This window comes from Pseudomonas sp. NBRC 111138, assembly GCF_001320835.1.
GTDB classification, from domain to species: Bacteria; Pseudomonadota; Gammaproteobacteria; order Pseudomonadales; family Pseudomonadaceae; genus Aquipseudomonas; species Aquipseudomonas paracarnis.
Window position 1 is genome coordinate 61,511 of record NZ_BCBO01000078.1, and the last position, 24,438, is coordinate 85,948.

General features: G+C 61.0%; 20 protein-coding genes and 1 pseudogene. 16 read left to right on the plus strand and 5 right to left on the minus strand.

Annotation, left to right across the window (positions count from 1 at the left end):
• The first annotated feature begins 37 nt into the window (after positions 1–37).
• From tssB to APH41_RS14720, 11 genes are all read left to right on the plus strand, one after another.
• A complete protein-coding gene (gene tssB, locus APH41_RS14670) occupies positions 38–544 on the plus strand; it encodes a type VI secretion system contractile sheath small subunit (protein WP_003195557.1) in 507 nt (168 codons plus the stop codon).
• Positions 545–546: 2 nt separating this feature from the next.
• Positions 547–2,043 (plus strand): type VI secretion system contractile sheath large subunit, encoded by a 1,497-nt coding sequence (gene tssC / locus APH41_RS14675; RefSeq protein WP_003195559.1) that lies wholly within the window; start codon positions 547–549, stop codon positions 2,041–2,043.
• A 155-nt stretch (positions 2,044–2,198) separates the two neighbouring features.
• A complete protein-coding gene (locus APH41_RS14680) occupies positions 2,199–2,687 on the plus strand; it encodes a type VI secretion system tube protein Hcp (protein WP_003195562.1) in 489 nt (162 codons plus the stop codon).
• Between the two features lie 72 nt (positions 2,688–2,759).
• Positions 2,760–3,275: a type VI secretion system baseplate subunit TssE gene (gene tssE / locus APH41_RS14685; RefSeq protein WP_034129256.1), complete on the plus strand. Its 516-nt coding sequence runs from the start codon at positions 2,760–2,762 to the stop codon at positions 3,273–3,275.
• Entirely contained in the window at positions 3,272–5,131 is a 1,860-nt protein-coding gene (tssF, locus tag APH41_RS14690) for a type VI secretion system baseplate subunit TssF (RefSeq protein ID WP_054919759.1), read from the plus strand. The genes tssE and tssF overlap by 4 nt, the downstream gene beginning before the upstream one ends.
• Entirely contained in the window at positions 5,095–6,138 is a 1,044-nt protein-coding gene (tssG, locus tag APH41_RS14695; RefSeq protein ID WP_054919762.1) for a type VI secretion system baseplate subunit TssG, read from the plus strand. Before tssF ends, tssG begins: the two co-directional genes overlap by 37 nt.
• Positions 6,131–8,791 (plus strand): type VI secretion system ATPase TssH, encoded by a 2,661-nt coding sequence (gene tssH / locus APH41_RS14700; RefSeq protein WP_054919764.1) that lies wholly within the window; start codon positions 6,131–6,133, stop codon positions 8,789–8,791. Before tssG ends, tssH begins: the two co-directional genes overlap by 8 nt.
• A gap of 156 nt (positions 8,792–8,947) precedes the next feature.
• Entirely contained in the window at positions 8,948–10,894 is a 1,947-nt protein-coding gene (locus APH41_RS14705; protein ID WP_054919766.1) for a type VI secretion system Vgr family protein, read from the plus strand.
• Between the two features lie 15 nt (positions 10,895–10,909).
• Entirely contained in the window at positions 10,910–11,344 is a 435-nt protein-coding gene (locus APH41_RS14710) for a DcrB-related protein (RefSeq protein ID WP_054896056.1), read from the plus strand.
• Between the two features lie 14 nt (positions 11,345–11,358).
• Positions 11,359–15,729, plus strand: coding sequence for an RHS repeat-associated core domain-containing protein (locus APH41_RS14715; protein ID WP_082423351.1), 4,371 nt, complete (start codon positions 11,359–11,361; stop codon positions 15,727–15,729).
• A gap of 10 nt (positions 15,730–15,739) precedes the next feature.
• On the plus strand, positions 15,740–16,114 hold the full coding sequence (locus tag APH41_RS14720) for a DUF4259 domain-containing protein (RefSeq protein WP_054919768.1): 375 nt from the start codon (positions 15,740–15,742) through the stop codon (positions 16,112–16,114).
• Positions 16,115–16,217: 103 nt separating this feature from the next.
• Here the strand turns inward: APH41_RS14720 and APH41_RS14725 are convergent, their stop codons facing one another.
• From APH41_RS14725 to APH41_RS14735, 3 genes are all read right to left on the minus strand, one after another.
• Entirely contained in the window at positions 16,218–16,493 is a 276-nt protein-coding gene (locus APH41_RS14725; protein ID WP_003195589.1) for an HU family DNA-binding protein, read from the minus strand.
• A 190-nt stretch (positions 16,494–16,683) separates the two neighbouring features.
• Positions 16,684–17,832 (minus strand): NAD(P)/FAD-dependent oxidoreductase, encoded by a 1,149-nt coding sequence (locus APH41_RS14730; protein ID WP_054919771.1) that lies wholly within the window; start codon positions 17,830–17,832, stop codon positions 16,684–16,686.
• A gap of 36 nt (positions 17,833–17,868) precedes the next feature.
• Positions 17,869–18,036 carry a rubredoxin gene (locus APH41_RS14735; protein ID WP_014720509.1) on the minus strand — a complete coding sequence of 56 codons (168 nt, stop codon included), beginning with the start codon at positions 18,034–18,036 and terminating at the stop codon, positions 17,869–17,871.
• 195 nt (positions 18,037–18,231) lie between these two features.
• Between APH41_RS14735 and APH41_RS14740 the strand changes: the two genes are divergently transcribed.
• Together APH41_RS14740 and ubiA are read left to right on the plus strand one after the other, a co-directional pair.
• A complete protein-coding gene (locus tag APH41_RS14740) occupies positions 18,232–18,795 on the plus strand; it encodes a chorismate lyase (RefSeq protein WP_034129121.1) in 564 nt (187 codons plus the stop codon).
• Positions 18,795–19,685 carry a 4-hydroxybenzoate octaprenyltransferase gene (ubiA, locus tag APH41_RS14745; RefSeq protein WP_014720511.1) on the plus strand — a complete coding sequence of 297 codons (891 nt, stop codon included), beginning with the start codon at positions 18,795–18,797 and terminating at the stop codon, positions 19,683–19,685. The genes APH41_RS14740 and ubiA overlap by 1 nt, the downstream gene beginning before the upstream one ends.
• Positions 19,686–19,803: 118 nt before the next feature.
• On the opposite strand, the gene APH41_RS14750 is transcribed toward ubiA, so the two are convergent.
• Entirely contained in the window at positions 19,804–20,181 is a 378-nt protein-coding gene (locus APH41_RS14750) for a hypothetical protein (RefSeq protein ID WP_054896059.1), read from the minus strand.
• A 152-nt stretch (positions 20,182–20,333) separates the two neighbouring features.
• Here APH41_RS14750 and phoB point away from each other — a divergent pair, with 152 nt between their 5' ends.
• The 3 genes from phoB to APH41_RS14765 all read left to right on the plus strand — a co-directional run bounded on the left by phoB (position 20,334) and on the right by APH41_RS14765 (position 24,033).
• Complete coding sequence (gene phoB, locus APH41_RS14755; protein ID WP_003195617.1) at positions 20,334–21,023, plus strand: phosphate regulon transcriptional regulator PhoB; 690 nt, start codon at positions 20,334–20,336, stop codon at positions 21,021–21,023.
• A gap of 126 nt (positions 21,024–21,149) precedes the next feature.
• The gene (gene phoR, locus APH41_RS14760; protein ID WP_254914116.1) at positions 21,150–22,436 is read left to right on the plus strand and encodes a phosphate regulon sensor histidine kinase PhoR; all 1,287 of its coding nucleotides are present in this window, start codon (positions 21,150–21,152) and stop codon (positions 22,434–22,436) included.
• A 256-nt stretch (positions 22,437–22,692) separates the two neighbouring features.
• Positions 22,693–24,033, plus strand: coding sequence for a hemolysin family protein (locus APH41_RS14765; protein WP_003195620.1), 1,341 nt, complete (start codon positions 22,693–22,695; stop codon positions 24,031–24,033).
• 140 nt (positions 24,034–24,173) lie between these two features.
• Here APH41_RS14765 and APH41_RS14770 read toward each other — a convergent pair.
• Positions 24,174–24,438: pseudogene (locus tag APH41_RS14770) on the minus strand (response regulator); the annotation flags it as partial.

The window sequence follows — 24,438 nt, forward strand, 5'->3', positions numbered from 1 at the left end:
TAACAACACCGTCGCTCAAGCGACCAGGAGCAGCAACGTGGCGAAGCAAAGTTCTCAGAAATTCATCGCGCGCAACCGTGCGCCTCGAGTGCAGATCGAGTACGACGTCGAGCTTTACGGCGCCGAGAAAAAGGTCCAGCTGCCCTTCGTGATGGGCGTGATGGCCGACCTCGCCGGCAAGCCTGCCGAGCCGCTGGCACCCGTGGCCGACCGCAAGTTCCTTGAGGTGGACGTCGACAACTTCGACTCACGCCTCAAGGCCATGCAGCCACGCGTCGCGTTCCACGTACCCAATGAGCTGACAGGCGAAGGCAACCTGAGCCTGGACATCACCTTCGAAAGCATGGACGACTTCAGCCCGGCCGCCGTGGCCCGCAAGGTCGACTCGCTGAACCAGCTGCTCGAAGCCCGCACCCAATTGGCCAACCTGCTGACCTACATGGACGGCAAGACTGGCGCTGAAGAAATCATCATGAAGGCGATCAAGGACCCGGCATTGCTTCAGGCACTTGCCAGCGCGCCCAAGCCTGCAGGGGAGCAGTAATCATGACGGACAATACCGCCCGCGAAGGCAGCCAGATCCTGGGTACCACCGAAGAAGCCAGCGAGTTCGCGAACCTGCTGCTGCAAGAATTCAAGCCCAAGACCGAGCGTGCCCGCGAAGCCGTTGAAACCGCGGTGCGCACCCTGGCTGAACAGGCCCTGGCGCAAACCGACCTGGTGTCCAACGACGCGATCAAGTCGATCGAATCGATCATCGCCGCCATCGACGCCAAGCTCACCGCCCAGGTCAACCAGATCATCCACCACCAGGATTTCCAACAACTGGAAAGCGCCTGGCGTGGCCTGCATTATCTGGTCAATAACACCGAGAGCGATGAGCAACTGAAGATTCGCGTGCTCAACATCTCCAAGCCAGACCTGCACAAGACACTGAAGAAATTCAAGGGCACCGCGTGGGACCAGAGCCCGATCTTCAAGAAGATGTACGAAGAAGAATACGGCCAGTTCGGTGGCGAACCTTACGGCTGCCTGGTGGGTGACTACTACTTCGACCAGTCGCCGCCCGACGTGGAACTGCTGGGCGAGCTGTCGAAAGTCTGCGCCGCCATGCACTCGCCTTTCATCGCTGCGGCCTCGCCGACCGTGATGGGCATGGGTTCGTGGCAGGAACTGTCGAACCCACGCGACCTGACCAAGATCTTCACCACCCCGGAATACGCCGGCTGGCGCTCGCTGCGTGAATCGGAAGACTCGCGCTACATCGGCCTGACCATGCCGCGCTTCCTGGCACGCCTGCCGTACGGCGCCAAGACCGACCCGGTGGAAGCCTTCGCTTTCGAAGAAAACACCGACGGCGCCGACAGCTCCAAGTACACCTGGGCCAACGCCGCCTACGCCATGGCAGTGAACATCAACCGTTCGTTCAAGCACTACGGCTGGTGCTCGCGCATCCGCGGCATCGAGTCTGGTGGTGAAGTGGAAAACCTGCCGGCCCACACGTTCCCTACCGATGACGGTGGCGTGGACATGAAGTGCCCGACCGAAATCGCCATCAGTGACCGCCGTGAAGCGGAACTGGCGAAGAACGGTTTCATGCCGCTGCTGCACAAGAAAAACACCGACTTCGCCGCGTTCATTGGCGCCCAGTCGCTGCAGAAACCTGCCGAATACGACGACCCGGACGCCACCGCCAACGCCAACCTGGCCGCACGCCTGCCGTACCTGTTCGCCACCTGCCGTTTCGCCCACTACTTGAAGTGCATCGTGCGCGACAAGGTCGGCTCCTTCAAAGAGAAGGACGAAATGCAGCGCTGGTTGCAGGACTGGATCCTCAACTACGTCGACGGCGACCCGGCGCACTCCACCGAAACCACCAAGGCCCAGCACCCGTTGGCGGCGGCCGAAGTGATCGTGGAAGAAGTCGAAGGCAACCCGGGGTATTACAACTCCAAGTTCTACCTGCGCCCGCACTATCAGCTTGAAGGGCTGACGGTGTCGTTGCGCCTGGTATCGAAACTGCCTTCGGCAAAAAGCGCATAAGTAACGATTGAGCTAGCTCGTTCCCACGCTCCGCGTGGGAATGCCGCCCGGGACGCTCTGCGTCCCGGTGACGCGTAGCGTCACAGGATGCGTTACCACGCAGAGCGTGGGAACGATCACCCAATCAAGTGGCATGGGCCACACAGGGAGAAAACATGGCTGTTGATATTTTCATCAAGATCGGCGACATCAAGGGCGAGTCCATGGACAAGGCCCACAAGGACGAAATCGATGTGTTGAACTGGAGCTGGGGCATGTCCCAGTCCGGCAACATGCACGTCGGCGGTGGCGGTGGCGCGGGCAAGGTGAATATCCAGGACCTGTCGCTGACCAAGTACGTCGACAAGGCTTCGCCCAACCTGATGATGCACTGCGCCAGCGGCAAGCACATCGACAAGGTCAAGCTGACCGTGCGCAAGGCCGGTGGCGAGAGCCAGGTCGAGTACATGGTGATCAACCTGGAAGAAGTGCTGGTCACCTCCTTGAGCACCGGCGGTTCGGGCAGCGATGATCGCCTGACCGAAAACGTCACCCTGAACTTTGCCCAAGTGATGGTCGACTACCAGCCGCAGAAAGCCGACGGCACCAAAGACGGCGGCGCCATCAAGTTTGGCTGGAACATCCGTTCCAACACCAAACGCTGATAGCCCTTGTGGCCGTGGCCCGGTGCCACGGCCATTGTGTCCCTCTCGCAACCCGTCCGTGGAGCTGCTTTGGTGGTAACTGAAATCGCTTCCCGCGACCGTCTGCAACCGTCCCTGCTGGACCGGTTGACCGACGAAGACCCGACCAACCCCAAGGAAAGCGCCGACAAACGCGTGCTGTCCCTGACCCAATTGAAGGCCTCGGTGCTGCGTGACCTGGCGTGGTTGCTTAACACCACCTCGTTACTCGATACCGATGCCACGCTGCACACCCCGGCCGGCACTTCGGTGGTCAATTACGGCCTGCCGGCACTGGCGGGCAACAGCGCTTCGAGCGTCGACATCAAAGCCCTGGAAGCCTTGATTTACCAGGCCATCGCCACTTTCGAGCCGCGTATTTTGCGCCACACATTGCGAGTCAAGGCGCGCATGGGCCATGGCGAGATGAATCACAACGCCCTGAGTTTCGAAATTGAAGGCGACCTGTGGGCACAGCCGGTGCCGTTGCGTTTGCTGTTGCAGACCGACGTGGACCTGGAGTCCGGCCATGTGCGCGTGCTGAATGCCGACCAGCGGAGACGCCCATGAACCCGCGCCTGCTGGAGCTGTACAACCAGGAACTGCACCACGTGCGCGAAAGCGCCGCCGAGTTCGCCAAGGAATACCCGAAGATCGCCAGTCGGCTGACCCTGTCCGGTATGGACTGCGCCGACCCGTACGTCGAACGTTTGCTTGAAGGATTCGCCTATCTCACGGCCCGCGTGCAGCTCAAGCTCGACGCCGAGTACCCGACCTTCACCCACAACTTGCTGGAAATCGCCTACCCGCATTACCTGGCACCGACGCCGTCGATGACCGTAGTGCAACTGCAGACCGACCCCGATGAAGGCTCCCTGGCCGGCGGTTTCCCGCTACCCCGTGACACGGTGCTGCGTGCCGCCCTGGGCCGTGAAACCCAGACCTGCTGCGAGTACCGCACCGCGCACCCGGTGACGCTGTGGCCGTTGCAGGTCAGCAACGCCGAATATTTCGGCAATCCCGCCGCCGTGCTCGGGCGCCTGGCCGCCAGCGAACCGAAAGCCAAGGCCGGCCTGCGCCTGACCCTGCGCACCGGTGCCGAGCTGCCGTTCAACAGCCTCGACCTGGATACCTTGCCGCTGTACCTGAGCGGCGCTGATGAACAACCGTTTCGCCTCTACGAACAACTGCTGGGCAATGCCTGCGCGGTGTTTGCACGCCAGCCCGGTGGCGATTGGGTCGAGCGCCTGCCCCAGGGCGCGTTGCGCTCGCGGGGGTTCGATGATGCCGATGCGGCCATGCCGGTGGTGGCGCGGGCGTTCCAGGGCTATCGCCTGTTGCAGGAATACTTTGCCCTGCCCCATCGCTTCCTGTTCGTTGAGTTCGCCGAGTTGAGCCGTGCGGTCAAACGGTGTGACGGCCAGGAGCTGGAACTGATAGTGCTGTTCGACCGCCACGAACCGAGCCTGGAAGGCAGTGTCGGCGCGGCGCAGTTCTTGCCGTTCTGCACGCCCGCCATCAACCTGTTCCCCAAGCGCGTGGACCGCATCCATTTGTCCGACCGGGTCAATGAACACCACGTGATCGCCGACCGTACGCGGCCGATGGATTTCGAGATTCACTCCTTGAGCGGCATTACTGGCCATGGCACCGGACCGGAGCAGCCGTTCTTGCCGTTCTATGCGGTGCGCGATCCGTCGCGCTATGGCCGCGACCAAGCGTATTACAGCGTGCGCCGCGAGCCGCGTGTGCTGTCCAGCGATCAGCGCCGCAATGGCCCGCGCTCCACTTATGTGGGCAGTGAAACCTTCGTCAGCCTGGTGGACAGCCGCCAGGCGCCGTATCGCCATGACCTGCGCCAGTTGGGCGTGACGGCACTGTGCACCAACCGGGACCTGCCGCTGTTCATGAGCGTGGGCAACGGCAAGACCGACTTCACCCTGGCCGACAGTGCACCGGTACTGGCCGTGCGGTGCGTCGCCGGGCCAAGCCGCCCGCGTGCCAGCCATGCGCATGACGCCAAGGCCTGGCGCCTGATCAGCCAGTTGTCGCTCAACTACCTGTCCTTGAGCGAAGAGGGCCAGGGCGCCGGCGCCTTGCGCGAACTGCTGCGCCTGTACGGCGACAGCAATGACGCCGCCCTGCAATTGCAGATCGAAGGCCTGCGCGAAGTCAGCAGCAAGGCGGTGACTCGACGCCTGCCGATGCCTGGCCCGATTGTGTTTGGCCGCGGCCTGGAAATCACCTTGGAGTTCGATGAAAACGCGTTTCGCGGCACCGGCGTGTTCCTGCTCGGTGCAGTGCTGGAGCGCTTCCTGGCACGCTACGTGTCGATCAACAGCTTTACCGAGACGGTAATCCGTACCACCGAACGCGGCGAGATCATGCGATGGAAAGCCAAGCCCGGACGGCGTCCGACCCTGTGAGAACCCTGGACGCGATGCACCAGGAGCCCTGGGAATATGACTTCTTCCAGGCATTGCGGCGCATCGAGTGCGAAACGCCCGAGCTGCCACGCCTGGGCCATTCCCTACGCCTGGCCGATGACCCGCTGCGCCTGGGGCAGCAGGCCGATTGCACCTTCGCACCCGCCACCCTCGCCTCGGTCGACCCCGGTGGCGACGGCAAGCCGGCGCGGTTGGAGCAGTTCTTTTTCGGCCTCGGCGGCCCCAACGGGCCGCTGCCGCTGCACATCACCGAGTACGTGCGCGAGCGCCAACGCAACAACGCCGACAGCACCAGCAAGCAGTTCCTGGATGTGTTCCACCATCGCTTGCTGACCCTGTTCTATCGGGCCTGGGCCGAGGCGCGGCCAACGGTCAGCCATGACCGCCCGGACGATGACTACTGGTCCGCCCGCCTCGCCGCCCTGAGTGGCCGCGGGATGCCGAGCCTGCTCAATCAAGGGCTGATCCCCGATACCGCGAAGCTGCATTACAGCGGCCATCTGTCGGCGCAAACCCGTTACCCGGATGGCTTGAAAGCGATCCTCAGCGAGTACTTCGGCCTGCCGGTAGAGATCGAGGAATACGTCGGCCAATGGCTGGAACTGCCCGAACGCAGCCGCGTGGGGGTCAGCGCCAACCAGTTGGGCGTGGACTTCTGCCTGGGTAGCCACGTGTGGGACCGCCAGCACAAATTCCGCATCCGCCTGGGCCCGCTCACGCTGGATGACTACATGGGCATGCTGCCCGGCCAACAGCCGTTCAACGAGCTGGTGGCGTGGGTGGCCGAGTACCTGGGCCATGAAATGGACTGGGACTTGAACCTGGTTTTGCAACAACCCGAAGTTCCGGCGCTGCAACTCAACGGCCAGTTCCGCCTGGGCTTCAACACCTGGCTCGGCCAACCTGCGCATGACGCCAACGACCTAATCCTGGCCCGGCATTACGCCGACCACGCCACCACCTCAAGGAATCCAGAGCATGGGTGAAATCAGTCGCGCCGCACTGTTCGGCAAACTCAACAGCGTGGCCTACAAAGCCATCGAAGCCGCCACCGTGTTCTGCAAGTTGCGGGGCAATCCGTATGTGGAACTGGCCCACTGGTTTCACCAGTTGCTGCAACTGCAGGACTCGGACCTGCACCGCATCATCCGCCAGTTCAACGTGGAGCCGGCGCGCCTGGCCCGTGACCTCACCGAAGCCCTGGATCGCCTGCCGCGTGGCTCGACGTCGATCACCGACCTGTCGTCCCACGTGGAAGAAGCCGTGGAACGCGGCTGGGTGTATGGCAGCCTGATGTTCGGTGAAAGCCAGGTTCGCACCGGTTATCTGGTGCTGGGCATCTTGAAGACACCGAGCCTGCGCCATGCGCTGCTGGGTTTGTCCGGCGAGTTCGACAAGATCAAGGCCGAGGCCCTGAGCGAGCGCTTTGATGAATACGTCGGTGACTCGCCAGAAAATGCCTTGAGCGCCAGCGATGGCTTCAATGCCGGCGTCCCTGGCGAGGCCAGCGGTGCCATGGCGCCCAGCGCGATGGGCAAGCAGGAAGCGCTCAAGCGCTTCACTGTGGACCTGACCGAACAGGCCCGCAGCGGCAAGCTCGACCCAATCGTGGGCCGTGACGAGGAGATTCGCCAACTGGTGGATATCCTCATGCGTCGGCGCCAGAACAACCCGATCCTCACTGGTGAGGCCGGGGTGGGCAAGACCGCCGTGGTCGAAGGTTTCGCCCTGCGTATCGTCGCCGGTGACGTACCGCCTGCGCTCAAGGACGTGGAACTGCGCAGCCTCGACGTGGGCCTGTTGCAAGCCGGCGCCAGCATGAAAGGCGAGTTCGAACAGCGCCTGCGCCAGGTCATCGAAGACGTGCAGGCTTCACCCAAGCCGATCATCCTGTTTATCGACGAAGCCCATACCCTGGTAGGTGCCGGTGGCGCCGCCGGCACCGGTGACGCGGCCAACCTGCTCAAGCCTGCCCTGGCCCGTGGCACCTTGCGTACCGTGGCTGCCACCACCTGGGCCGAGTACAAAAAGCACATAGAGAAAGACCCGGCCCTGACCCGCCGTTTCCAGGTGGTACAGGTTGCCGAGCCGTCGGAAGACAAGGCCCTGCTGATGATGCGCGGCGTGGCTTCCACAATGGAAAAACACCACCAGGTGCAGATCCTCGACGAAGCTCTGGAAGCCTCGGTGAAGCTCTCCCACCGCTACATTCCGGCGCGCCAGTTGCCGGACAAGTCCGTGAGCCTGCTGGACACCGCCTGCGCCCGCGTCGCCATCAGCCTGCACGCGGTCCCCGCGGAAGTGGACGACAGCCGTCGCCGTATCGAAGCCCTGGAAACCGAGCTGCAAATCATCGCCCGTGAGCATGCGATCGGCATTGCCATTGGAGCGCGTCAAACCCATAGCGAAGCGCTGCTGACCGCCGAACGTGAGCGTCTGACCACGCTGGAAAGCCGTTGGGCCGAAGAGAAAACCCTGGTGGATGAGCTGCTCGCCACCCGCGCAACCCTGCGCGAGAAGGCCGGGGTTGTGGACAGCGGCAACGATGAACTGCGTGCAAAACTGGTCGATCTGCAACAGCGCCTCACCGCCCTGCAAGGCGAGACCCCGTTGATCCTGCCGACCGTGGATTACCAGGCCGTGGCCTCGGTGGTCGCCGACTGGACCGGCATCCCGGTGGGCCGCATGGCCCGCAACGAACTGGAAACCGTGCTCAACCTCGACCAGCACCTGAAGAAACGCATCATCGGCCAGGACCATGCCCTGCAAATGATCGCCAAGCGCATCCAGACCTCCCGCGCCGGCCTCGACAACCCGAGCAAGCCGATTGGCGTGTTCATGCTGGCCGGCACCTCGGGTGTGGGCAAGACCGAAACAGCCCTGGCCCTGGCCGAAGCCATGTACGGCGGCGAGCAGAACGTCATCACCATCAACATGAGCGAGTTCCAGGAAGCCCACACCGTGTCCACACTCAAGGGCGCGCCACCGGGCTATATCGGCTACGGCGAAGGCGGTGTGCTGACCGAAGCGGTACGGCGCAAACCCTACAGCGTGGTGCTGCTCGATGAGGTGGAGAAAGCTCACCCGGACGTGCACGAGATTTTCTTCCAGGTGTTCGACAAGGGCGTGATGGAAGACGGCGAAGGCCGGGTGATCGACTTCAAGAACACCCTGATCCTGCTGACCACCAATGCCGGTACCGAACTGATTTCCCACGTCTGCAAGGACCCGGCGAACACCCCCGAGCCCGAGGAAATCGCCAAGGCCCTGCGCCAGCCTCTGCTGGAGATTTTCCCACCGGCCTTGCTCGGTCGCCTGGTGACCATCCCTTACTACCCGCTGAGCGACGAGATGCTTAAAGCGATCACGCGCCTGCAACTGAACCGCATCAAGAAGCGCGTGGAGAACACCCACAAAGTCGCCTTTGACTACGACGATGCAGTGGTCGACCTGATCGTCTCGCGCTGCACCGAGACTGAAAGCGGCGGGCGCATGATCGATACCATCCTCACCAACAGCCTGCTGCCGGACATGAGCCGCGAATTCCTCACGCGCATGTTGGAAGGCAAGGCACTGGCGGGGGTGCGGATCAGTAGTCGGGATAATGAACTGCACTACGACTTCAGCGACACCGAATAACTATTGTTGGAATACGGTCAGTGTGGGAGCTGGCTTGCCTGCGATAGCGGTCTGACATTCAGCATTGATGTTGACTGATCCACCGCTATCGCAGGCAAGCCAGCTCCCACAGTTGATCCGGTTCCGTCAGTGATGACGGTATTTACGGGACTACCGATGCTATTCAACCAAGCCTCACGCCTGGCCAAGATCAACAGCCCCCTCGGGCGGGATGTGCTGCTGCTCAACGAAATGGGCGGCGGTGAAGAGCTGGGCCGGCTGTTCAACTATGAGCTGCAACTGACGTCCCTGGACGCCAACATCGACCTCAACCAATTGCTGGGTAAACCGATGAGCGTCGGCCTGCAACTGGCGGACGGCGGCGAGCGGCATTTCCACGGGATCGTTGCGCGGTGCAGCCAGAACATCGACAAAGGCCAGTTCGCCAGTTACCAAGTCACCCTGCGCCCTTGGCTGTGGTTGCTCAGCCGCACCTCCGACTGTCGTATCTTCCAGAACTTGAGCATCCCGCAGATCATCAAGCAGGTGTTTCGTGACCTGGGTTTTTCCGACTTCGAAGACGCCCTCAGCCGGCCGTATCGCGAGTGGGAGTACTGCGTGCAGTACCGCGAGACCAGCTTCGATTTCGTCAGCCGCCTGATGGAACAGGAAGGCATCTACTACTTCTTCCGCCATGAACAGGACCGCCATGTGCTGGTGCTGGCCGACGCCTATGGCGCCCACACCAGCGTGCCCGGCTACGCGTCGATCCCCTACTACCCCAAGGACGAGCAGCAGCGCGAACGCGACCATATGCACAATTGGCACTTGGCGCAGGAGGTGCAGCCGGGCTCGCTGGAGCTGAACGACTACGACTTCCAGCGCCCCAGCGCGAGCATCGACGTGCGCTCGGCCATGCCGCGCCCGCACACCGCCGGCGACTACCCGCTGTACGACTACCCCGGTACCTACGTGCAAAGCGCCGACGGCGAACACTATGCGCGCACCCGCATCGAGGCCCTGCAAACCCTGCATGAACAGATCGAGTTCAGCGGCAATGCGCGCGGCCTGGGCTCGGGCCATCTGTTCAGCCTCACTGGCTTCAGCCGCCAGGACCAGAACCGCGAGTACCTGATCGTCGGTTGCCGCTATTACATCGTGCAAGAAAGCCTGGAAAGCGGTGGCGGTTCAGGCTCGGCGCAGTTTGAAAGCAGCCTGACCTGCATCGACGCCCAGCAGAGTTTCCGCCCGCTGGCCAACACCCACCGTCCCATCGTCAAAGGCCCGCAGACCGCGCTGGTGGTAGGCCCCAAGGGCGAGGAAATCTGGACCGACCAGTACGGCCGCGTGAAGGTGCATTTCTACTGGGACCGCCACGACCAATCCAACGAGAACAGCTCGTGCTGGATTCGTGTGTCGCAATCCTGGGCCGGCAAGAACTGGGGCTCGATGCAGATTCCACGCATCGGCCAGGAGGTGATCGTCAGCTTCCTCGAAGGCGACCCCGACCGGCCGATCATCACCGGGCGGGTGTACAACGCTGAGCAGACGGTGCCCTACGACTTGCCGGAGAACGCCACCCAGAGCGGCATGAAAAGCCGCTCCAGCAAAGGCGGAACGCCGGCCAACTTCAATGAAATCCGCATGGAGGACAAGAAGGGGTTGGAGCAGTTGTATATCCATGCCGAGCGTAACCAGGACATCGTGGTGGAGGTGGATGAAAGCCACTCGGTGGGGCATGACCGGAATAAGAGCATTGGGCATAACGAGACGGTGACCATCGGCAGCAATCGCCTGCGGGTTGTGCGCAACAACGACACGGTGATCGTGGGCGGTGCCAAGTCCGACAGCGCCGCCACGCACTACACCATCGAGGCCGGCGAGAGTCTTCGCCTGGTGTGCGGCGACAGCGTGATCGAGCTCAAGGCAGGCGGGGACATCAACCTGACCTGCGGCTCGTTCAACCTGTTTTCCAGCGGCAGCAGCAAGATCCAGACAAAGGGCAAATTGGACATCAACCTGGGCAGTGACAAGGGCACATCGCCCGGTGCCCAAGGCGTGCAAAGCACGATCAAGTCCGCCGTCGAGTCAAAATTCCCCGGTAAGCCCGGTGCTGGTCAATAACGAGATTTCGCCACCATGAACTACCTGATCAACGAAGCCCAATTCACCCTGCCCGATGCCGAGGTACAGGACACCTCGATCAATATCCTCAAGTTCGCCAAGCTGAGCACTACCCTGGTGGTGAGCCGCAGCCCCTTGGCCGATGGCGAGAGCCTGCAAAGCAATTTCGAAGGCCAGTTGAAAAAACTCGAACAGCAGGTCCAGGACCTTCGCTATTCCCCGGCGCAAGCGGTCAAGGTCGGTCCAGCGCAGGACATCGACGCGTTTGAAGTGCAGAACCACTTCAGCAAAGGCAGCGACAACATTTACCAATATCAGCTGGCCATGCAGATACCGGGCACACGTCGCTTGATCGCCCTCAGTTACGTCAAGGCCCAGCCCCTGGGCCCGGCCGAGGCGGCGCACTGGGCAACGCTGAAAAGCACACTCAACTTCCTTGCCACGCCTTGAGTCGAGCCTGAGCAATGAGTGAGGACCTTTGGGCCGCCCGCGAAGGCGACGCACTGCTGCACACCTCGGTGATGGCCGACATTCTCGGCGGTGTGCTGGAAGTGGCCGCCTATGCGGCGATCACTACCGTGGGCTGCCTGGCCGTTGCCGGGGCAGTGTTCCTCGCGACCGGTGCGACCATCGCCACCGGCGGTGTGGCCCTGGTGTTGGTGGTGGGCGCGGTCGTCGGCATCACCGCTGGGCTCACGGGGGCTGACTTGAAAATATCCAGTTGGTGCGAGTCCGCCGCCAACTGGGTGTTCCCGCCAGTAATCGATGCGTTCATCACCAGCGGCTCGCACAATGTGTTTATCAATGGCAAAAAGGCCGCCCGCGCAGCCGGTAAGATGACCGCTGTACCGGTCGCGCCCAGCGAGCCGCCGGCACCAAGCTTCCTGGATATGGCCGGGGAGTTTTTCTCGCAGATGTGGCGCCCGACCGTCGCCTCGCCTACCCCCGGCACCGAGCCTTGCCCGCTGGATACCGTGGCGTGCAACAAGCACCCGCCCATGCCCCTGCAATTCATTGCCGAGGGTTCCAGCTCAGTGTTCATCAATGGGCAGCCTGCGGCACGCAGCGGGGATCGCAGTACCTGTGACGCCAAGATTGGCACGGCCAAGGGCTTGATTTCGCCGGACGTGCGCATTGGTGGCGAGACCATTGTGGTACAGGAGATTCGTAGCGGGAAAACGCCGGGGGTGGGGCTTGCCATTGCCGTGGTGATGGCGTTACGGGGCAATGTGAAGTGTTTCTGGACCAAGCTGCCGTGTCTGGTCGGTGGTTTGCTGGTGGGGGGCGCCGTCTCTTACGCAACCAGCAAGGTCACCTCCGCGCTCAAGAGCGCCATGAATGGCTCGCCCAATCCAGTGCACAGCGCGACGGGCGCCAAGATCCTGGGCGGGGATGAGGAACTGGACTTCACATTGCAGGGATTGCTCCCGATAGATTGGCAGCGCTTTTACAGCAGCCTCGACACACGCCGGGACGGCCTATTTGGCGCTGGCTGGAGCGTCGCGTATGAGGTGTCGATCGAGATAGAAGCGGACGAAAACCTAATCTACATCGACGAGCAAGGACGCCGCCTGGAGATCGGTTACATCCCGTTGTCCGGCGGAGCGTTCGATCCGGGCCAAGGCCTTGCAGTCAGGCGCAGTGGCGACGGCGCGGTATTGATCGAGAGCATCGACGGCCTGTATCGCCTGTTCGAGCCCGACCCGCTGAATAACTCGCGGATGCGCTTGCATCTGCTGGGTGATCGCAATGAGGGGCGGATTTTCCTCGACTACGACAGTCAGGGCCGACTGTATCGCCTGCGCGACACCCACGATTTGATGCATGTAGAACTGAACTACTCGGCTGAACACCCTAGGCGTGTGAGCTACATCGAGCGGCGCTACCTGCGCCAGGACCATTTCGATGCGCGCAGCGATGTGCTCGTCAGTTATCGCTACGACAGCGTGGGCGATCTGGCTGAAGTGCTGGACGAGCAAGGTACAACCCTTCGACGCTTTGCCTACGACAATGACCGGCGAATGGTCGAACACCAATTGCCGAGTGGCCTGCGCTGCTTCTACCAGTGGGCTGAAGTACCTGGGCCAGGCGGCCCGGAATGGCGCGTCAGCCGCCACTGGACAGATGCGCGTGATGAATACAGCTTCCATTACGACCTGGACGCCGGCATTACCCGCGTGACCGACGGCCTGATGCGGGTCAGCACCCGGCATTGGAACCCGCAGTTCCAGATCACTCGCTACGTCGATAACCTGGGTCATGCGTGGCAGTTTGAGTGGAACGATGATCGCCAGTTGCTCGGTGCGATTGATCCGCAAAAAGGCCAGTGGCGTTTCAACTATGACGCGTCCGGCAACCTGAGCGCCGTCATCGATCCGCTGTCCAGAACCAGTAGCACGCAATGGCTGGCGCACTGGGCATTGCCCCAAGTGGAAACCGATCCGGCAGGCAACAGTTGGCATTATCGGTACGACCAGCGTGGCAATTGCGTCGAGGAAATCGACCCACTGGGAAACCGTACGCGCTATGTGTATGACGGGTTCGGGCAGCCGGTGCAAATCATCGACGCCACTGAAAAAACCAAGACACTGCATTGGGACGAATGGAACCAGTTGGTCGAGGCGGTAGATTGCTCGGGTTACCCCACCCGTTATCAATACGATGCGTTCGGCAATCTGGTGGTGCAGACCAATGCGGAAGGCGAGTCGGTGCGCTACCGGTACGGACCTCGAGGGCTATTGCTGGAATGCCAGCTTCCGGATGGTCGCGTGGAACAGTTCCAGCGCAGCGCCACTGGTTATCTGCTTGCTCACATCGATCCCGGCGGCGCCGTCACACGCTATGCCTATAATAGTCGCGGCTTGGTCAATCAACGGTGGGATGCGCATAACCGCAGCGTGATGTTCGACCATGACGACTATGGGCGACTGCGCAAACTGACCAATGAGAACGGAGAGAGCTATCACTTTGAATGGGACGCAGCGGACCGCATGGTACAGCAGCAGGATCTTGACCAGAGCCGGCGCCGCTACACCTATGATCCGCTGGCTGATGTCGTCGCCGTGGATTACCTGCCGGGGACGGAAGGCGAACCCGTAGCCCCATTGTCGCACCAGTTTCAGCGAGATCCGGTTGGACGCCTGGTCAGCAAAATAACTGCGGACGGTACTACCAGCTACGTCCACGACCTGAGCGACCAACTGATCGGTGTCACTTTCACAGCGCCTGATGGGAGTGAGCAATCACTCGGTTTCAGCTATGACGCCATGGGGCAGCTCCTAGAGGAACAAAGCTCGGCCGGTTCTGTGCAGCATCGTTACGACGAACTGGGAAACCTGATTCAAACCGGCTTGCCCGATGGTCGGTGGCTCAATCGCTTGTACTACGGCAGTGGCCACCTGCATCAGTTGAATCTCGATGGTAAGGTCATTAGCGACTTCGAGCGGGATCGTTTGCACCGCGAAGTGCAACGCACTCAGGGCCAACTCAAAACGAGTACCGCCTATGATCGAAGTGGACGGGTTCGCTCGCGACAGCGTCGTATTATTGACCAACCGTGGCAATTGCCACCGTTGGTTGAGACTGAATACTGCTACGACCCAAGCGATAACCTGATCGGGCGTCGTCGTACTGACCGTCAAGAGCTTCTGGGCTACGACAGTACGGGACGTATCCTCGTCAACCACCAAGCAGGACGCAGCGAAACCTACGCCTATGATGCTGCCGCCAATTTGCTCGACGGCCCGACCCAAGGCGGCCTGGTAAGGCATAACCGCCTGCTCACCTATCAAGACAAACGTTACAAGTACGACACCCTTGGACGGATGATCGAGAAAAGCAGCACGTCGCGCGGGTTGCAACGGTTTACTTACAATGCCGAGCATCGCCTGATCAAAGTGCATAGCCAGAAAGGCGCGCTGAACACGATTGTGAGGATGGTGTACGACCCTCTGGGGCGGCGTGTTGGCAAAACGGAACACGATGCCAATGGGCTCTGCCTGGGAGAAACACGCTTCGACTGGGATGGCTTGCGTCTTTTACAGGAACATCGGCATAGCCAGACCAGCCTCTATCTATATGACAATTACAGCTATGACCCGCTAGCTCGAGTGGACGGTACGGGGAAACACCAGTGCGTACGGTATTACCACAATGACCTGAACGGACTGCCAGAGTACCTCACTGAGACTGATGGGCTCATAGTTTGGCAAGCGCGCTACGAAGCATGGGGCGCGCCCCTTGAAGAAGTGCGAGAAGCGTACTTCATCGAGGAGCAAAACCTGCGATTCCAGGGTCAGTATCTTGATCGAGAAACCGGGTTGCATTTCAATACCTTGCGGTATTACGACCCCGACGTTGGCCGTTTTACGACACCTGACCCTATAGGTCTGGCAGGTGGTTTGAATCTTTACGCTTATGCCTCGAACCCGCTGACTTGGATCGATCCTCTTGGACTGAACCCAGCGCTCCTGGAGGCGCTTGGCTCGGATGCAAAATCAGTCGGTGTTTATCGATTTACTGACAAAAATGGCAAGCTCTATGTAGGTTCTACTACTGATCAAACCTTCGGCTCAAGACTGAGTCAGCATGTCGCTTCTGGAAAACTGCCGGCTGACAAAATCAGCTCGGTACAGTTACACAGTATGAACGGGGCCACCGCCCAGGAAATCTACAAGGTCGAAGCCAGTGAAATTGTGCGAAATGGCGGCAGGAGCGTAGACGGCGGGAAAACCTCCAACCTTCGAGCGCCTGCCGGTACACGTGAGCTATTCAAAAACCCCAACTGGGTCGCAACAGAAAAATCCAAACCATCACGTTTCGGAAAATGTGGCTAAGGAGTCAAAAATGGGCGCCTGGAATTACAACCCTTGGGAAAACGATGAAGCCGCGGACTGGTTTCAGGAGTTCTGGAAACAACAAAATTTTGCGGTCTTGATCAACGAAATCAGCCAGTTTGATCCCGCTGAAGAACGTTATGACGCCTTTAGGGCTGCCTGTTATCTATTACAAGCCCTAGGCAACCCCTATATATGGCCAGCTGAACATCTGGCACAACTCAAACCCCTGATTGAGCAGGCTATTTCAATACTGACCCAACTGATTGATCCGCCCAATGACGAATGGGGGTTTCTTGATATGTGGGGCGACAGCGCCGATGTTATCAACGCAGTGGAGGAACAAATCGACGCTCTGAAAATGCGATTAGGCGAGCTGGCTTAATCTGGCATACGCATCAGCACCCAACAAAAAATGGGCACCCGACCCAGCCGGCGTGCCCATCTTCTTTACCGCCCCGCCTCCCTTCGAGACGGTACCGCTTAACTTACGGGTTGACGCTGTCTTTGAGCGACTTGCCCGGCTTGAACGCTACGGTGTTGCTCGCCTTGATTTTCACTGGCTCACCGGTTTGCGGGTTTTTGCCGGTGCGGGCGCCGCGGTGGCGTTGCAGGAAAGTGCCGAAGCCGACCAGGGTGACGCTGTCCTTGCGGTGCAGGGCGCCGGTGATTTCTTCGAGGACGGCGTTGAGGACGCGGTTGGCCTGTTCTTTGGTGAGATCGGCTTTTTCAGCGATGGCGGCTGCGAGATCTGGTTTACGCATATGTGAAGCCTCTTTGACGGTTTTTTGTTGTTATGTCCGTGCTGCTCTCTGGTGGAGCAGCGCCAAGGCGCCGCAGGCTCTACTCTGCGGCAGACGGGAGTGAGGATGGCACGCCCTCGGGCGCCGCGCCAGTCTCGCGGCGGCCTTTCTCGGGGTATGAACGTGATGTTTGCGACAGAACGGGTGGTATTTACGCCAGTAACGGCGGAAGTTCTTTGTTCAGCGCCAGTTTTTCCATGACAGCGCTGCCAGTCAGTGCGTAACCCAGCAGGCGGCCGCTGGCATCGCGGCACAGGGCCTTGATGTCGGCACCCTGCCCTTCGACACTCCAGACGCCTTCAGTGCCTCGTGGCGCAGGTGAGACCACCAGCGGGCACACCGGGGTTTTCACGGTGATTGGCATCGGCCCATAGCTCACCGCCGTGGCATTGCCGGCCAGGGTTTGCGCCAGGGCACGGGCGCAGCTCATCAGCGGCATCACGTACAACAGGTTCAGGCCATCGACCTCGGCGCAGTCGCCCAGGGCATAGATATTGGCGTGGGAGGTCTTGAGGTGGCGGTCCACCATGATCCCGCGGTTGATTTGCAGGCCGGCCGCTGCGGCCAGGTCTACACGCGGGCGCAGGCCAATGGCAGACACCACCAGGTCACAGTGGATCACTTCACCGTCCGACAGGTGCGCTTCAAGGCCATCAGCCGTGCGTTGCAGGCGATTGAGCACCGGGCCCAGGTGGAAACGCGCGCCGATGCCTTCCAGCCCGGCTTGCACCGCTGCGGCTGCCGCCGGGTGCAGCAGGGTCGGCATGACTTGCTCACACGGCGCGACCAGGTCGATTTCATAGCCGCCCAGGATCAGATCATTGGCAAACTCACAGCCGATCAGGCCAGCGCCAAGCAGCAGCACGCGCCGTTTGCCGGCAGCAGCGGCACGAAAGCGCGCGTAGTCTTCCAGGTCGTTGATCGGGAAAATCAGCTCAGCCGCATCGCCTTCGACCGGTACGCGCACGGTTTCTGCGCCCCAGGCCAGGACCAGGTCGCGGTAGCTCACCGCTTCCTCGCCGATCCACAGGCGCTTGTGGCCTGGGTCGATGCCGCTGATGCGCGTATGGGTGCGCACCTGGGCCTTGAGTTGCTCGGCCATGGCGCCAGGTTCGGCCATGCTCAGGCCATCGGCTTCCTTGTTCTTGCCAAAGCCGGTGGAGAGCATGGGCTTGGAGTAGGAGCGTCCGTCATCGGCAGTGATCAGCAGCAACGGGGTCTCGCTGTCGAGCTTGCGAAACTCCCGGGCGACGTTGTAACCGGCCAATCCTGTGCCGATGATCACGATAGGTGCGTTCATTCCTTTCTCCTTGTAGTACGTTTCTTAAATTCGGGATTACGCGATTTCGATCATTTCGAAGTCCGACTTACCCACGCCGCAGTCCGGGCACAGCCAGTCTTCCGGGACGTCCTGCCACAGAGTGCCTGGTGCAATACCGTCATCCGGCCAGCCGTCCGCTTCGTTATAGATAAGGCCACAGACGATACATTGCCACTTCTTCATTACATGCTTCCTCAGGTTCAGGCGTGTTGGCCGGCGGTCGATGGATCCAGCGTTGCCGCGCGGCTCAGGGCGTTTTGTACTGATCGGGGCCGGCAGATGCAAGCACGTTCGACGCAAACGACGGGTTTGGCACGGCAAAAGCCCAGGGTGCCATGGTAAGCTCGCCGCCTCTTTTGCTGCCAATACTGACTCACCGTGCCGCACTCAATCGCCCTTCCCGATGCTTGCCAATGGCTGACCCAGAGCCTTCTGAGCCCCTTGCCCACGCCCTTGACCCTCAACTGGCTGTTTGACGAAGGCTCGCTGACGCGACGGCTGACGTGGCTGTCCAACGAGGGTTTCAGCGTGACGCCGCTGTTCGAAGGCTGGCAACCGTTGCGCGACGACGAATGCGCCGCCCTGGACCTACCGCCGGCCAGTATCGGTTGGGTACGCGAGGTGTATTTGCGCGGGCACGGCCAGCCTTGGGTGTTCGCCCGCAGCGTGGCGGCCCGCAGTGCCTTGCAGGGCGACGGGCTGCACATGGACGAACTGGGCAGCCGCTCGCTGGGCGAGTTGCTGTTCTGCGACCGCGCCTTTACCCGCCAGGCCATTGAAGTGTGTCACTACCCTCGTGCCTGGCTGCCGACAGCGGACCAGGCCGATAATCTGTGGGCGCGCCGCTCGCGCTTCGACCGCGGGGCGCTGAGCGTGCTGGTGGCGGAAGTCTTCCTGCCCAGTTTCTGGCACGCGCTGCAAGATCATCCGGAGAACTGCTGATGTACCAACGTCTGCTCAAGTCCTTGAACCGCCTGAACCCCAGGGCCTGGGATTTCATTCAGTTGACGCGCATGGACAAGCCCATCGGCATCTACCTGCTGCTGTGGCCGACGCTGTGGGCCCTGTGGATCGCCGGCAAGGGTTCGCCGTCACTGATCAATATCGTGATTTTCGTGCTGGGCGTGGTACTGACCCGGGCCGGCGGCTGCGTGATCAATGACTGGGCCGACCGCAAGGTCGATGGCCATGTGAAACGCACCGAGCAACGCCCGCTGGTTAGCGGCAAGATCAGTTCGAAGGAAGCGCTGGTGTTTTTTGCCGTGCTGATGGGCATCAGTTTCCTGCTGGTGCTGCTGACCAATGCCAGCACCATCCTGCTGTCCCTGGGCGGCCTCGCACTGGCGGCAAGCTACCCGTTCATGAAGCGCTACACCTATTACCCCCAAGTGGTGCTGGGCGCAGCGTTTTCCTGGGGCATGCCGATGGCGTTTACCGCCGAGACCGGCCATTTGCCTGCCACCGCGTGGCTGCTGTACATCGCCAACCTGTTGTGGACGGTGGGCTACGACACCTATTACGCCATGACCGACCGCGATGACGATTTGAAGATCGGGGTGAAATCCACCGCCATTCTGTTCGGTGACGCTGACCGCGTGATCATCCTCACCCTGCAAGGCCTGGCGCTGGCGTGCCTGTTGCTGGCCGGCGCACGGTTCGAGCTGGGCGGGTGGTTCCACCTGGGGTTGCTGGCGGCAGCGGGCTGTTTTGTCTGGGAGTTCTGGTACACACGAGACAGGGACCGCATGAAGTGCTTCAAGGCGTTCTTGCATAATCACTGGGCGGGGTTGGCGATTTTTGTCGGGATCGTGGTGGATTACGCGGTTCGCTGAGGATTCTGTGGTGACTGTTGGGACGCCATCGCGGGCAAGCCCGCTCCCACATTTGACTGTATTCGCAATCAAAAGTGGGAGCGGGCTTGCTCGCGAAGGCCTCCAAGCCGCCGCTTAGTCAGGGCTTGATGATGTGCCAGACGCTACCTTTGCCATCACCGGTCTTGTCACCGGCTTTCTTGTCGTCCTTGTAGGTGTAGACAGGCTTGCCTTTGTAGGCCCACTGGCTGGTCTGGTCGTCGCGGGTGATCACCGTCCAATCGCCGGTCTTGGTGTCGGTGGACTCTGCCTTCAGCGGTGGCCAGTTGGTCGCGCACTGGTCCTTGCACACTGATTTGCCATCAGCGTCCTTGTCGAAGGTGTAGAGCGTCATGCCCTTGTGGTCCACCAACATCCCATCTTTAGTCATCGCCGGCTCTGCCGCAAACGCCAACCCTGGCAGCGTCAACACCGCAGATACCAGCAGGGTTTTCCAGGAAACAGTGCTGTAAGTCATCGGAACCTTCCTTTTGTGGTTGTCAGGATTCGGACCCAAAGGGTAGTTCAGAGTGCCGTTAATTGCCCAAGCGACTAAATTACTGTCACACGACTGCAATAATTCCGTTATCTAATGCGGCGCAAGACAGTTAAATGACAAGAGGATTGAGCATGGTTGGCAGGAGCATTCTGATCGTTGACGACGAAGCGCCCATTCGCGAAATGATCGCCGTCGCGTTGGAAATGGCCGGCTATGACTGCCTGGAGGCGGAGAACTCCCAGCAGGCCCACGCCATTATCGTCGACCGCAAGCCGGACCTGATCCTGCTCGACTGGATGCTGCCCGGCACCTCGGGCATCGAATTGGCCCGCCGTCTCAAGCGTGACGAGCTGACCGGGGATATCCCGATCATCATGCTCACCGCCAAGGGCGAAGAGGACAACAAGATCCAGGGCCTGGAAGTGGGCGCCGATGACTACATCACCAAGCCGTTTTCCCCACGGGAACTGGTGGCGCGCCTCAAAGCCGTGCTGCGCCGCGCCGGCCCGACCGATGGCGAAGCGCCTATCGAAGTCGACGGCTTGATCCTGGACCCGATCAGCCACCGCGTGACCATCGACGGCAAGCCCGCGGAGATGGGGCCGACCGAATACCGCCTGTTGCAATTCTTCATGACTCACCAGGAGCGCGCCTACACCCGTGGCCAACTGCTCGACCAGGTATGGGGGGGCAACGTCTATGTGGAAGAGCGCACTGTGGACGTGCATATCCGCCGCCTGCGCAAAGCCTTGGGCGACGCGTACGAGAATCTGGTACAAACCGTGCGCGGTACCGGCTATCGGTTTTCTACCAAAGGTTGAGCAATCAGCCACAAGCCGCAAGTTAAAAGCGGGACTGCTTAAGCTTGGAGCTTGCAGCTTGAAACTTGAAACTGCTCCGAAGGACGCACCTTGAACCAGAACTGGCATGGCACCCTGATCCGCCACATGCTTCTGTTGATCACTGCCTGCCTGCTGGTCGGGCTGATCAGTGGCTATTACGGCTGGAGCCTGGCCGCCGGCATCGCGTTGTACCTGGGCTGGACCCTCAAACAATTGCTGCGCCTGCATGAATGGCTGCGCCAGCACAAACCCGATGAGGCCCCCCCCGATGGCTATGGCCTGTGGGGCGAGGTGTTCGACAGCATCTACCACCTGCAGCGCCGCGACCAACGGGTACGCGGGCGCCTGCAAGCGGTGATCGACCGGGTGCAGGAGTCCACCGCCGCACTCAAGGACGCGGTGATCATGCTCGACAGCGACGGCAACCTGGAATGGTGGAACCGTGCCGCCGAGACTCTGCTGGGCCTCAAGACGCCCCAGGACAGCGGCCAGCCGGTGACCAACCTGGTGCGTCACCCGCGCTTCAAGGAATACTTCGAGCAGGACAACTACGAAGAAGCCCTGGAAATCCCCTCGCCCACCAACGACCGCGTGCGCATCCAGCTGTACCTGACTCGCTACGGCAACAACGAGCACTTGATGCTGGTACGTGATGTGACCCGTATCCACCAGTTGGAGCAGATGCGCAAAGACTTCGTCGCCAACGTTTCCCATGAGCTGCGCACGCCGTTGACGGTGATCTGCGGCTACCTGGAGACGTTGCTGGACAATGTCGATGAGATCAACCCACGCTGGAGCCGCGCCCTGCAGCAGATGCAGGTGCAAGGCTCGCGCATGCAAACCCTGCTTAACGACCTGCTGTTGCTAGCCAAGCTTGAAGCCACGGACTACCCCTCGGACAACCACCCCGTGGCGGTGCAGAGCCTGTTGCAGACGATCAAGAACGATGCCCAGGCCCTCTCGGGCGAACGCGGGCAGCAGATCACGCTGGAGGCCGACCCAACCGTATTGCTCAAGGGCAGTGAAGGCGAATTGCGCAGTGCATTCTCCAACCTGGTGTTCAACGCGGTGAAGTACACCCAGGACAAGGGCAATATCCGCATTCGCTGGTGGGCCGACGAGCACGGCGCGCACCTGAGTGTGCAGGACTCGGGTATCGGTATCGACGCCAAGCACCTGCCGCGCCTGACCGAGCGCTTCTACCGTGTCGACTCCAGCCGCAACTCCAACACCGGCGGCACCGGGCTGGGCCTGGCCATCGTCAAGCATGTGCTGCTGCGCCATCGGGCCCGCCTGGAAATCAGCAGCGTGCTGGGGCATGGCAGTACCTTTACCTGTCATTTTGCGCCGGCGCAGGTAAACCGTTCGCGAGCGGTCGAGGCCGATGATTAAGCGGAAGTGAGCACGGCCCACTGTGGGAGCTGGCTTGCCTGCGATGACGGCGGGTCAGCCAAATTATCGGTAGCAGGCAGACCGCCATCGCAGGCAAGCCAGCTCCCACACGGGTTCTGCGACACGACTTTGCAGCCCCGCCCGGCAGCGGGCACTAGGCAAGCGCCCCGTCAGCCGCTACATTGGCCGACTTGCGCCTGCCTTTCAGGCCCACCTGTCACCCCTATTGAACACACGGAACCTGCAAAACCCCATCATGGACCCTTCCCCTGGCATTACCCTCGCTACACTCTTCGCCGATTTCGGCATGATTCTTTTTGCACTGATCCTGGTACTGCTCAACGGTTTCTTCGTTGCTGCGGAATTTGCCATGGTCAAACTGCGCGCCACCCGCGTCGAGGCCATCGCCCATAAGAACGGCTGGCGCGGGCAGATCCTGCGTACCGTGCACAGCCAGCTCGACGCCTACCTGTCGGCTTGTCAGCTGGGCATCACACTGGCGTCCCTGGGTCTGGGCTGGGTCGGTGAACCGGCCTTTGCGCACATCCTCGAGCCGATGCTGGGCGCGGTCGGCGTGCAGTCGCCGGAAGTGATCAAGGGCGTGTCGTTCTTTGCCGCCTTCTTCGTGATTTCCTACCTGCACATCGTGGTCGGCGAACTGGCCCCCAAATCCTGGGCGATTCGCAAACCCGAGTTGCTGTCGCTGTGGACGGCCGTGCCGCTGTACCTGTTCTACTGGGCGATGTACCCGGCCATCTACCTGCTCAACGCCAGTGCCAACGCCATCCTGCGTATCGCGGGCCAAGGCGAGCCTGGCCCCCACCATGAGCACCATTACAGCCGCGAAGAACTCAAGCTGATCCTGCACTCCAGCCGTGGCCAGGACCCCAGCGACCAAGGCATGCGCGTCCTCGCCTCCGCCGTGGAAATGGGCGAGCTGGAAGTAGTGGACTGGGCCAACTCCCGGGAAGACCTGGTGACCCTGGACTTCAACGCCCCGCTCAAGGAAATCCTCGCGCTGTTCCGTCGCCATAAATTCAGCCGTTACCCGGTGTATGACGCGGTGCGCAACGAGTTTGTCGGCTTGCTGCACATCAAGGATTTGCTCCTGGAACTGGCTGCCCTGGACCATATCCCCGAATCGTTCAACCTGGCCGAATTGACCCGCCCGCTGGAACGCGTATCGCGGCATATGCCGTTGTCGCAACTGCTGGAGCAGTTCCGCAAAGGCGGCGCGCACTTCGCCCTGGTAGAGGAAGCTGACGGCAAGATCATCGGCTACTTGACCATGGAAGACGTGCTGGAAGTGTTGGTGGGCGATATCCAGGACGAACATCGCAAGGCCGAGCGCGGCATCCTCGCCTACCAGCCCGGCAAACTGCTGGTGCGTGGCGACACGCCGTTGTTCAAGGTGGAACGCCTGTTGGGCGTCGACCTGGACCACATCGAAGCCGAAACCCTGGCCGGCCTGATCTACGACACGCTCAAGCGCGTGCCGGAAGAAGAAGAAGTGCTGGAAGTTGAAGGCTTGCGGATCATCATCAAGAAGATGAAAGGGCCGAAGATCGTGTTGGCCAAGGTGCTGTTGCTGGACTGACTGTAGACCAGTCGCCCTCTGTAGGAGCGAGCTTGCTCGCGAAAAACTCACAGGCGCCGCGTTTATTCAGGAAGCACGCGTTATCGTTGGCGTTTTTCGCGAGCAAGCTCGCTCCTACAGGGGATAGGCGTCGCGGTGCTTCACGCACCCGGCACGAAATGCTTCTGCGCCGTGCCACGGGCGATCAGGCGGGATATGTAGTCCAGCTTCTGCGCATCCTGGTCGATAAAGCGGAAAGTCAGTTGCAACCAGTCGCTGTCGGGCTTGGGCTCGTAGGCGACGATGGCGTGCAGGTAGCCGTTGAGCCGTGCGACTTCGGCGTTGTCGCCCTGTTCAAGGTCGAGCACGGCGCTTTCCAGTACTTGTGGCAGGACCTCGCCACGCTTTACCACCAGCAACGCTTCC